Here is an 11,115-nt window from a genome sequence, read left to right as displayed (position 1 = left end):
GCTGACGACGCGACCGAGGGGAACGGACCGCACCACCCCACAAACCGCCGCCGCTGAGACTAGATCGGCCACCCGAGGGAACCGCGCTAGTTTCCCTGAGGTTGCCGAGGCCCGCCGGAGGCCCGGCTCTTCACCATGGTTTTGACTTTGATCTTGCTGTTGATCTTGCTTGTGCCGTTGATCTTGTTCTTGATCTGGCCTGTCCCTTGCTCCGACTTGCTGGAGTTGAAGAGGCCTGAGGTGCGGCGGGGTTGTGAACGCGTAAACCGGCAGCCGACAAACACACCCACCACCCCGAACCCCGAACCGGCACAACTATGACCGAAGGCCGTAAAAAGCTTTGAAACCCACACCCCAACCGCAACCCGGCTCACAAACTCCAGCCCCCAGCTAACTCCACCCGCCAACGGATCCCGCCCGGCGACCGGCACGTCGCGAACTAGGTCGCGAACTACGTCGCGAACTCCCAAGCAAAGCGCGAACTCCCAGGTAAACGTTGCCCGGCACGGCACTAGGGGGCCGGGAGAGCTAGGGATCGGTCAGACGCGGGGCGCGGCGTCAACAGTGGCTCGGCCAGCCTGGGCCCGCCCGGGCGGACCGCGATCGGCCGGTCGCGCTTCCGCCGCTACTCGGCCTTGGCCTGGGCGTGGGCGTGGGTGCGCCTGGGCTGGCCGGACATCGCCAGCGCTACAAGATCTGCTTCAGAACCGGCTCGGCCTTGCTCTTCGCCATCAGCCGTGCCCAGCTCCGCGCCTGGGGCACCGGCAGCCGCATCGGGGTGGCGACCCGCAGCAGGTCGCCTTCGACCGGCACCCGGCGCTCGCTGTCCGGCGTGACCAGGCACCAGCGGTCCTCGACCAGGCGCGGCAGTCCTGGCCGCCAATCGTCGCCGTCGTGCAGCTCCCACAGCAGTGTCCTGGCCAGCGGTCCGGTGACCGGGTGCGTGATGTAGTGCTCGATCCAGTCGTCCGTGGGGATCTCGCGGTGCTCCTTCTGCGCCGACTCCAGGCGGGTGCGGGCCGCGCGCACCGCTGTCCGCAGTTTGGCGGCCAGCTCTGTGACCTCGCCCAGCGCGCCCTGGTCGACGGTCGCGGCCGTCGGTTTGCCGGCCAGCGCCCGTCCGTCGCCCGAGGCCCGGCCGCGGCTCTCGTGGTAGCCGACCTTCACGCGGCCGCCGGCCTCGACCCGCACCACCGCGACGTGGTCCGGTCCCAGCTGGATCCGTCGGCGGCTGTCCCGGTCCAGGCCGAAGGTGTCGACGCTCCACTCCGGGGCGTCCGACAGGGTGTGCAGCCGACGCTTCAGTTCCGCGTACGCCGCCTTCCGCACCGCCGCCAACGGTGCCTCGGAAGCCAGCCGGTGCAACGCCGGCGGCGCCAGCTCCCCGGGCACCGTGCCGAGCGCCCGGACCGCGGCCCGCGCCAGGGGGGTCGACCAGGTCGTGAGCCCGGACTCCTGGGTGGCCAGCCGGACCAGCAGCGGCACCGCCTCCTCGGCGGGCAACAGAGCCATGGCCCTGATGGCGCCGGCGACGAACTCGGTGGACTCCGGCCAGAGCGGATCTTCCTTCCCCGCCAGCCGGTTCAGCGCGGCGCCCGCCTGCGGGGCCTGGACCTGACGGCGCGCGAGGGCCGGCTGCCACTGTGAGCCGAGCTCACAGTGGTCCAGCAGATCGCTGACGCCGGGATCATCCGCGAGCGGCCCGAGCAACCGTGCATACCTGCCGACCTCGAGCTCACGCCACGGGACGCGGTCCGAAGCCTTGGGCGGAGCCGGTTCCCTGTCGGAGGAAACCTGCGAAGCGGCCAACGCCTGTCGATCGTTGACGCCCGGCTCCGGTTCCGCCAGCGCCGGCTCCGTCGGTTCTGGCCCCGCCGTCCTCTGGGCGTTGGTTTGCGACTGTGCCGCTGCCGTCCCCGGGACACCGCTCTCCGGCTGCGCCGCCTCCTCCGCGCCGCGCCGCTTACGCCGCCTTCGGAACCACCCCACCGCGTCCGCCCCCTCGGCCTCGTCCGCCCTTCTAACCCTGCTGCTGCGCCGCCCAAGCCACGTGGTGCTCCCAGACCCGCTTCCACAACCGCTCCTGCACCGCGTCCCCGATCCCCGGCAGCCGCAGCCCGAACACGTCGGCCAGCGCGTCGAACCACTCCTCGGAGTCGGTGATCTCGCGCGTGTTCTGCGTCGTGCCGTCCGACCGGGTCAGCACGCAGCCCCGCAGGTGGTCGACGCCGGTCGCGTCGCGCCGGTACACGTCCAGGTTCTTCACGAAGGCGGACTCCGGATTCGTCTCCATCCACTCGTGCCGGGCGAAGAAGTCCGGCAGCGAAGCTATCCGCTCCTCGAACACCATGCCGGTGAACGAATTCGCCTTCGGGTCGTGGGTGAAACTCCAGCCGGATGTGGCGTTCTCGAACCGGGTGCGCTCCAGTTTGTACGTGTACGGCCCCTGCGTCGTCTCGCCGGGGACGCACAGCAGCGGCTCGTGGAGTCCGTCACCGAGCCCGGCGTCGCAGTAGTACAGCGTGTTCTCGGCCTCCACCAGCAGGACCAGGTGGTTCGGCTCCTCGCTGATCGGCCCGAGCCCGCCGCGGTCCGGCGCCGCGTGCCACACCCGGCCGCGGTGCATGGTCACGTCGTAGCCCAGGGTCTCGAGCAGCGCGCCGAACGCCCCGTTCAGGTGGTAGCAGTACCCGGACTCACCAGCGATGATCCGGGCCGCGGAGTCGTACGGGTCCGGCGTCGTGCGCTGGCCGAGGTGGACCTGCAAGGAGGTGTACGCGACGTGTTCCACGTGCGCGCGGTGCAGCGCGAAGAGCCCCTCGATCGTGGGCTTTCCGGGATGCTCCATGCCCAGGCGGCGGAGATACCCCTGGACGTCTATGTTCGCCATGGTGACATAGGGTAAGGCAGACCTCAGGTATTGGCGGGCGCGATCTCGTCAAGCACATGCGCCGGGGTGGCGTAAGCCCCCGATTCACGCGGGTAGTGGACCACGAAATCGGTGAAGCCGAGTTCTTCCACCCGGCCGGCGACGTCGTCGAACCGCGCCTTGGACTCCATCGTGCGCAACGGCGAGAGCCCGGTCAGCAACAGCCGGGGCAGGGTGGCCGGGTCGCGGCCCTCCTTCTGGCAGACCTCGTCCAGCTTCTTGCCCACCCGCTCCAGCGCGGCCCAGGTGTCGGCCGCCGTCGGGCCCTCCCCGTCCCGGCCGACCAGGGTGTCGTCGGCGATCCACATCTGCGCGTGCTTCACCACGGTCCGCAGGCCCAGCGGCCCGGTCGCGGCCAGGCCGAACGGCACCCGAGGCCGCTGCACGCAGCCGGGCTCCATCCGGGCGTCGACGGCGTCGTAGTAAGTGCCCCGGTACGTGGTGCGGGTCCGGCCCTCGGCCGCGCCGCGCAGCAGCTGGTCCAGGATCTCGACCGACTCCCGGTAGCGCTCGCCGCGCTCCTTGCCCGACCAGCCCTCGCCGTCCGGGCCGTAGCCCAGCACCCGGGCGTCCGGGCCGCCGGAGCCGGCGCCGTAGCCGAGGATGAAGCGGCCCCCGGAGGCGTCGTCCAGCGACATGATCTCCTGGGCGAACGGCACCGGATGGCGGAAGTTCGGCGAGGCCACCAGGGTCCCGAGCTTGATCCGTTCGGTCACCGCCGCGGCTGAGGCCAAGGTGGTGACCGCGTCGTACCAGGGGCCGTCCGGGATGCCGCTGAAGGTGATGTGGTCGTAGGTCCACGCGTGCTCGAAGCCGAGCTCCTCGGCCCGGCGCCAGCGCGCGGCGGCCTCGCGGAAGGGACGGTCGGGCAGGACGCAGACGCCGAGACGCAACATGGCTCCGAGCCTATTACGATCACCGGGAAAGCAGCAGCGCGGAACGCGGGGTAAAGACAGCATCGGATGACCTACGGAGCCGGACTGTGCGGACGATCTGGGGCGTGGCCGGGATCCTGATTCTGCTGGGCACCTTCATGTCGGAGGTGCGGACCCTGGTGGTCCCGCGGGTCTTCCGGCCCGGGCTGTCGAACATGCTCGGGCGGGTCGTCTACCGGGCCTTCCAGTTCCTGGCCGATCGCGTCGACCGGTACGAGACCAAGGACCGGATCCTGGCCTACGCCGGGCCGCTCTCGGTGGTCGCCAAGCTGGTCGGCTGGCTCGTCGGCTTCCTGGTCGGCTACTCCATGCTGAACTTCTCGCTGGGCGCGCTGAGCTGGCGGGCCTCGATCCGGGAGGCCGGCTCCTCGCTGTTCACCCTGGGCTTCGCCTCCGCCGACAAGTCCCGGCTGAACGCCATCGACTTCTGCGCGGCCGTCACCGGCCCGGTCTCCATCGGCCTGCTGGTCGGATACCTGCCGGCGCTCTACGCCGCCTACGCGCGCCGCGAGACCGAGGTGACGATGCTGGAGGCGCGCGCCGGCGGCCCGGCCTGGGGACCGGAGATCCTGGCCCGCTATGCGATGGTCAACCTCAACGACCAGCTCCCCGACCTCTACCGGGGATGGGAGCGCTGGACGGCCGACGTTTCCGAGAGCCACACCAGCTATCCGGTTCTCATCTATTTCCGGTCCCCGCGTGCGCAGCGCAACTGGTTGATCGCCCTGCTGGCGGTCATGGACGCCGCCGCGCTCCACGTCTCGTTCAACCCGTCGCAGAACGTCGGGGAGATCCGCATGGCCCTGCGGAGCGGATATGTGACCTTGAGGGAGATCGCACGCACCGAACGCGTGCCCTACAACCCGGATCCTTCTCCGAACGACCCGATCCTGCTCACCTACGAGGAGTTCCTTGAAGGCGTGCAGCGGATGCGGGACCAGGGATACGACTTCGAACGGACGCCGAAGGAAGCGTGGCAGCACTTCCGGGGCTGGCGGGTGAACTACGAGGCGGTGGCCTACGCGCTGGCGTACCGGATCGACGCGGTGCCGGCCCGCTGGTCGGGGCCCCGGCGCGGTTCCGAGGCGGAGATCGACGTGATCACCCCGGTGAACCGGCAGCCCGCGCAGTCCCCGTCGGCGACCGGCGAAGCCACGGCCTGAGCTGAGCATAGACATTCCGCGAACCCTGATCAGGCAGTAGGTTCCCAGGGCGACTCAAGTCGACCAACGGAGGGGACACCATGGCTTCAGACCAGCAAGGACCCGGATACGGCCCTGGAGGGCCGGGTTACGGTCCCGGTCAGGGCGCACCGGGCTACGGACATGGTGGGCCCGCCGCTCCCGGCTATGGGCCTCCGGCCGGTTCGAGCGGTCCCGGGTATGGGCCTCCGGCCGGTTCGGGCGCTCCCGGGTATGGGCCTCCGGCCGGTCCGGGGGGTCCTGGCGGCCCCGGTTACGGGCCCCCGGCGGGTCCCGGCGGACCGGGCTACGGCCCGCCGGCCGGACCCGGTGGGCCCGGTGGTCCCGGTGGGCCCGCCGGCCCGGGCGGACCCGGCTACGGACCGCCGTCCGGCGGCCCCAACTACCCCGGCGGTCCTGGCGGTCCCGGCTATGGCCCCGGACCGGGCTCGTACGGCGGCCAGCCCCAAGGCCCCGGCGCGTACCCCGTCAAGGTGGAGTTCCAGTACCCGGAGAACCTGAGCCGCGGGCTCATCTTCGTCAAGTGGCTGCTGGTCATCCCGCACCTCATCGCGCTGTACGTGCTGTTCCTGTGCCTGGGCCTCGTGAGCTTCATCGCGTGGTTCGCGATCCTGTTCACGGGCAAATACCCCAGGGGTATGTGGGACTTCACGACCGGTGTGATGCGCTGGCAGATACGGGTGTTCAGCTACATGTATCTCATGCACGACGCCTACCCGCCCTTCACGCTTCAGGACCAGTAACCCCCGTCGAGCATCCGCTCCAGCGTGGCCGCGTGGTTCACCAGCCCGTCCGGTTCGTCGGGGGCCTCCTGCTCCCCGAACCGGACGCGGCGCTGGTTCACCCGGCCCATCACGATCCCGTGCCGGAGCGCGGCGTAGACCTCGTAGAACCGCGGATCGCGGACGCGGTATCCGGTGCGGGCCGCGTACTCGCTCGCCACATCGCCGGGGTCGAGGAAACCCGGCAGTCCCGGCAGGCCGAAGAACTCCGCGATGTCCTGGAAGAAGCGGTGCAGGAAGGTCAGCCACCCGAGGTCGACCTCGCGGGGCGCGATCCCGGCCATCTCCCAGTCCAGGACCGCCGCCGGGGCGAAGTCCCGATACATGATGTTGCCGATGCGGGCGTCGCCCCAACTCAGGACCGGGGTGTCGACGGTGGTCGGCCAGTGCGCGTCCAGCCAGGCGAACGTCTTCTCCAGGATGGGGATCGGCTGCTCGCCGTGGGCCCAGGAGTAGTAGTCGCGCCAGCCGTCGACGTGGGCCCGCAGCGCCGTGTCGCCGTCCGCTGTCAGATCCCCCAGGAAGGCGACCTCCTCGGCTGTCGCCGGGATGGCGTGTATGCGCGCGAGGGTGGCGACCGTCGAGTCCTGAAGCCGGCGCCGTTGTCCGTCGGTCGCTTGAGCGAGCCAGTTGTCGCCGAACGTGTAGGGCAGGATGTCCGGCGGCACCAGCCCTTCGACGCGCTCCATGACGAAGAACTCCGCACCGAGGACTTCCGGGTCGGATTCATACCAAAGAGTCCGCGGCACCGGGACCGCCGTGCGTTCGCCGACCAACGCCATGACAGTGAACTGATCCCGCATCCGGTATTCGGGGAAGATGGGCATAGCGTCGGATGCCGGCGCCAGGCGGGCCACGCATTGGCGGAACTGCTCTTCGCCTCCTGATTCGCCGGGCGGGGCGGTCCATCGGGCGTCGAACAACAACGTCTCCGAGGACATCCCGTTCGTTTGAGGGGTTCGGACATCGGATATCTCGACGTCGGTGGCACCGGTCCGGCGGACCAGCCAGGGCTCCAGCGCGGCCCGCAGGTCTTCGGGATCGCGAGTGCTGGTCTGGGGGCGGGTGACGTCCGGCGCCGCGTCGGCGTTCCTGGTCGGTTCGCTCACGGCGCGGACTATAAGCAAGGTAGCGTCAATGCGACATACGCCTGTCGGAGATGGCAGTCTGTGATCGCCGAGCGCATTGCGGAAGCCACTCCAGAACTACGCAGGGGGACGGACTGTGAATCCGGACATCGACCACATCAGAAGGCTCATCAGTGACCGTCTCACCACCGAGGACAACGGTGAGGCGGGCCTGGACCTGTCCAATCTGGGTCTGACCGGGCTGCCCGCGGAGTTCGGCCGGCTGCCGGAGCTCGCGCCGGTGACGTTCGTGAACCTTTCGGGCAACCGCCTGCGGGACCTGCCCGAGACCGTGGCCGAGTTGGGCGGGCTGCGCAGGCTGTGGCTGGACAACAACGGCTGCGGACAGTTACCGGTGCAGGTGACCCGGCTCAGCGGGCTGATCGAGCTGAGCCTGACCGGCAACGGCCTGTCCGCCCTCCCGGAGGAGTTCGAGCAGCTGGAACGGCTGGCCAGCCTGTGGCTCGACGAGAACGCGTTCACGGCGCTCCCGGAAGTGGTGGGGCGCCTGGGCAACCTGGTCCACCTGTACCTGCAGAAGAACCAGCTCCCCGGGCTGCCGAACTCGCTCGGCGCGCCGAGCCTGCGCACCCTGGTCGTCGACGGCAACCGGCTCGCCGAGCTGCCGGACTGGATCGGCGACACGCAGTCCCTGGTCACGCTGTCCGCTGACGACAACGTGCTGACCGAGCTGCCGCCGAGTATCGGAGCCCTGATCCGGCTGCAGGAGCTGAGCCTGACCGGCAACCGGCTGCGCAAGCTGCCGACGTCGATCGGCGACATGGCCTCGCTGACCAAGCTGTACCTGCAGAAGAACCAGCTGCAGACCCTTCCGGCGTCCATCGGCAATCTCAGTGAGCTGCAGACGCTCTCGCTGAGCGGCAACCACCTCGAGGAACTGCCGGCCTCAGTGGCGGACCTGAGCCGGCTGACCGACCTGAACCTGGCCGACAACTGGCTGACCCACGTGCCGGAGGCGATCGGCCGGCTGGCGTCGCTGGACAAGCTGAGCCTGACGTACAACCGGCTCACCGAGCTGCCGCCCTCGCTCGGCGCGCTGCGGGTGCTGACGTCGCTGGACGTCTCCCGCAACAGCCTGCGCGACCTCCCGGACAGCTTCGACGGCCTGGCCAACCTGGACACCCTGAACCTGGCGCAGAACCCGCTGACGGCGCTGCCGGGGTCCGTCGGCGCGCTGAAGCGGCTGACCTGGCTCTCGCTGGCCTACTGCGATCTGGAGACGCTGCCGGCCGGACTCGGCGGGCTGCACCGGCTGGAGACGCTGGACCTGGTCGGCAACAACCTGCGGGAGCTGCCGTTCCAGCTCTCCGGGCTCGGCGCCCTGACGATGCTGAACCTGGCCTCCAACCAGCTGGCCTGGGTCCCGCGCACGCTGGGCATGCTCCGCAACCTGGTGACGCTGGACCTGGCCGACAACGAGCTGTCCTCCCTGCCGCGGGCCCTGGGCGGCCTGGAGGCGCTGCGCAAACTGGACGTCGCGGAGAACCAGCTGACCTGGGTCCCGCGCTCGGTATGCGACCTGCCGAAGCTGGAGACGCTGGTCCTGCGCGGCAACCGGCTGACGGACCTGCCGAGCAGCAATTGGCAGAAGCTGACGCTGAAGGAACTCGACCTCAGCGACAACCCGCTGCTCACCGGGGTCCCGGAGAACTGGGACGTCGGCACCATGGCCCTGGCCGCGGACAAGACGCTGTTCGGCGCCCTCGGCGACCGCATCCCCGCCGACAAGCGCGACGCCGTCGCCCAAGCCGGCGTCGAGGAAGCGGAGCGCGCGCGGCGGCACGAGGCGGAGGCGATCGCCGGCATCGTCGGCGGCGTGGTGCACGCCGAGGCGGCCCTGATGGCGCAGGCGGCCGGCGCGGGGGCCGGGACGGATGCGGATGCCGGCGCCGGTATCGGTGCGGGTGTGGGCGCCAATGCCGGTGCCGGTGCGGGTGTGGGTATGACGGAGGCCGCCGTGGAGGCGGCGGTCGAGGAGGCTTTCGCTGAGGCGGCTTCTTCGGAGGCGGCGGAAGCGGAGCAGGCCGAGCCGGAGCTGGCTGAGCCGGAGCCGGGGGCGTTGCCGGGCATCGACGCCGGGGCGGCGCAGGGTTCGGAGTCGGACACGGACACGGACGCCGAGTCGGCGTCGGAGCCGGCATCCGAGGCGGAAACGATGGCCGCGGTCGAGGAGGTCCTCGCCGACCCCGCCGCGTCCGACGCCCTCGCCTCGGCCGCCGCACCGGGGGAGGCAGCGACCGCCCAAGCCCTCGCCCAGGCGATCGTCTCCGAAGAGATCGACTCGGAACTCGCCGAAGTCCTCAACGCCGGCGGCGTCCTCGACGCGGCGGTGGCAGCCGCCGAAGCCGAAGTCCTGGCATCCCTGCACTCCGCCGACGAACCAGCCCTGCGCGCCCTGGCCCGCTCGGTCCTGGAAGCAGCGGCCGAAGCCGTACGCCGCGAACTGGCGGCCGAAGTGATCGTCGGCGCCGCCCCCGAAGCCGAGGACCCCGCCGACCTGGCAGCCGAAATCGCCGAAGCCGCCACGGAATTCGTGGACGACAGGGCGGTGGCGCTCGCCGCGCAGGCAGTGGCAGCCGCCCAGGCAGGCGACGACGAAGCGGCCCTGACCGCGGCCCACGAAGCAGCCGCCGCCGAGGAAGCGGCACTGCTGGCCGAGATGGTCGCCGCCGCCAACCGCGCCGACGAGGCGGAGGCCGCAGCCGCAGCCGCAGCGGCGGCGGCAGCCCAGCAGCCGGGCACGGGGGCTGAGGCGGCTGGGACGCACGCGGTGAATGGCGTGGTCGCGGGTGCGCAGGCTGATGCGCCTGCCCAGCATGCTGGTACCGGGCAGCAGGCGGATGCGATCGCTCCGCATACTGGCGCCGAGCAGCAGCCGGATGCTCGCGGCCCGCAGGCCGATGCGGCTGGCGGCGCGCATGCCGCTGGTGAGAGCCCGGTGCCTGCTGAGCAAGACAATCGCGGCCCGCAGGCCGATGCCGCGCCTCAGTATGGAGCTGCCGAACAGCAGCCGGACTCGGCTGGTGGCGCGCACGCCGCTGGTGAGACTCCGGTGCCCGCTGAGCAAGACGCTCTCGGGCCGCAAGCCGATGCGATCGCTCCGCATATTGGCGTCGCTGGCGGTTCGCATGCCGCAGCTGAGACCGCGCCTCAGTATGGAGCTGCCGAGACTCCGATGCCCGCTGAGCAAGACACTTTCGGCTCACAAGCCGACCTGGTCGCTCCGCATGGCGCCGAACAGCATTCGGAAGCCGCAGCTGAACCTCCGGCGCACGCTGTCCAAGACAGCCGCGGCCCGCAAGCCGATGCGGCTGTCGCCCCCCAGGCCGAGCCGGACCTGCCCACCGTGCATGACCAGCACCCTGATGCTGTCGACCCCGATGCCGTCGCCCCTGATGTTGCAGACCCCGAAGCCGTGGAAAGCGTCGAGACCCTTTCCGCCGACGAGCGCCGTACCCGTACGGGGCGGCGTGCGGCAGCGGTGAGCGGCGAGGCGCTCGTGCCGGGGCAGCGGGGGTCGGTGCCTCAGCAGGGTGTGGTTGCCGCTGGGGCTGAGCAGGAGGCTGAGTTGCAGTCGTTGGCTCGGGCCATGGGATTCGGTGAGGGGGAGTCCTTCGTGGTGCGGGGGCCTGAGGGGGAGGTCGTCGCCGAGGGTGTGGTGCAGGCCGAGGCTGCTGAGGTGGTGGCGGTTGAGGAGGCTGTTCCGGTGGTGGAGGAGCCGGCGGTGGTGTTCCAGCCGGTGGCTGATCAGCCGACCATTGTCTACGACGGTCCCGCCGTGGTGGTGGATGAGTCGGTCGTCGATGTGATCGAGGGGCCCGATTCCTACGTGCCGCCCGCTCAGCCCGGTGCGTTCGAGGAGCGGGCCTGGCAGCCCGGTGATTCCGACGCCGACAGCACCCACTTCGGCGCGCCTCCCGGCTACGGCCCGCCGCCGGCGCCCTCGCAGCCCTGGCGCAGCGGCAGCTGACCGGGCAGCCGACAGGCTGGCAGGAGGCTGACAAGGCTCTACGCGCCCCGGTCCGGGCTTCTCCGGGCCGGGGCGTAGCTATGAGGCCTTCAGGCGTGCTGCGAAGCCCCAGCGGGCCTCAGCGGGCCGATCAACCCTCAGGCAGCCGC

The 11,115-nt window shown here is 70.6% G+C and carries 7 protein-coding genes; 3 read left to right on the top strand and 4 right to left on the bottom strand.

Going from position 1 to position 11,115, the window contains the following annotated elements; genetic code table 11:
• Nucleotides 1–687 precede the first annotated feature (687 nt).
• From KGQ19_RS31705 to KGQ19_RS31695, 3 genes are all read right to left on the bottom strand, one after another.
• Nucleotides 688–1,710, bottom strand: coding sequence for a DUF4132 domain-containing protein (locus KGQ19_RS31705; RefSeq protein ID WP_212015982.1), 1,023 nt, complete (start codon nt 1,708–1,710; stop codon nt 688–690).
• 310 nt (nt 1,711–2,020) lie between these two features.
• A complete protein-coding gene (locus KGQ19_RS31700; protein ID WP_212015980.1) occupies nt 2,021–2,890 on the bottom strand; it encodes an arylamine N-acetyltransferase family protein in 870 nt (289 codons plus the stop codon).
• Between the two features lie 23 nt (nt 2,891–2,913).
• On the bottom strand, nt 2,914–3,825 hold the full coding sequence (locus tag KGQ19_RS31695; protein WP_212015978.1) for an LLM class flavin-dependent oxidoreductase: 912 nt from the start codon (nt 3,823–3,825) through the stop codon (nt 2,914–2,916).
• Between the two features lie 86 nt (nt 3,826–3,911).
• Here KGQ19_RS31695 and KGQ19_RS31690 point away from each other — a divergent pair, with 86 nt between their 5' ends.
• Together KGQ19_RS31690 and KGQ19_RS52160 are read left to right on the top strand one after the other, a co-directional pair.
• The gene (locus KGQ19_RS31690) at nt 3,912–5,027 is read left to right on the top strand and encodes a hypothetical protein (RefSeq protein WP_212015976.1); all 1,116 of its coding nucleotides are present in this window, start codon (nt 3,912–3,914) and stop codon (nt 5,025–5,027) included.
• Between the two features lie 512 nt (nt 5,028–5,539).
• Nucleotides 5,540–5,809: a DUF4389 domain-containing protein gene (locus KGQ19_RS52160; RefSeq protein ID WP_212015974.1), complete on the top strand. Its 270-nt coding sequence runs from the start codon at nt 5,540–5,542 to the stop codon at nt 5,807–5,809.
• Here the strand turns inward: KGQ19_RS52160 and KGQ19_RS31680 are convergent.
• Complete coding sequence (locus KGQ19_RS31680) at nt 5,797–6,957, bottom strand: phosphotransferase family protein (protein WP_212015972.1); 1,161 nt, start codon at nt 6,955–6,957, stop codon at nt 5,797–5,799. The two genes, KGQ19_RS52160 and KGQ19_RS31680, sit on opposite strands and share 13 nt — an antisense overlap.
• 115 nt (nt 6,958–7,072) lie before the next feature.
• On the opposite strand from KGQ19_RS31680, the gene KGQ19_RS31675 reads away from it, so the two are divergent.
• The gene (locus KGQ19_RS31675; protein WP_212015970.1) at nt 7,073–10,966 is read left to right on the top strand and encodes a leucine-rich repeat domain-containing protein; all 3,894 of its coding nucleotides are present in this window, start codon (nt 7,073–7,075) and stop codon (nt 10,964–10,966) included.
• Nucleotides 10,967–11,115: the final 149 nt, after the last annotated feature.

This window comes from Catenulispora pinistramenti (assembly GCF_018274385.1).
Lineage (GTDB): Bacteria > Actinomycetota > Actinomycetes > Streptomycetales > Catenulisporaceae > Catenulispora > Catenulispora pinistramenti.
Note: the sequence above shows the minus strand (reverse complement) of the source record. Positions and strands in the feature narration are given on the sequence as shown.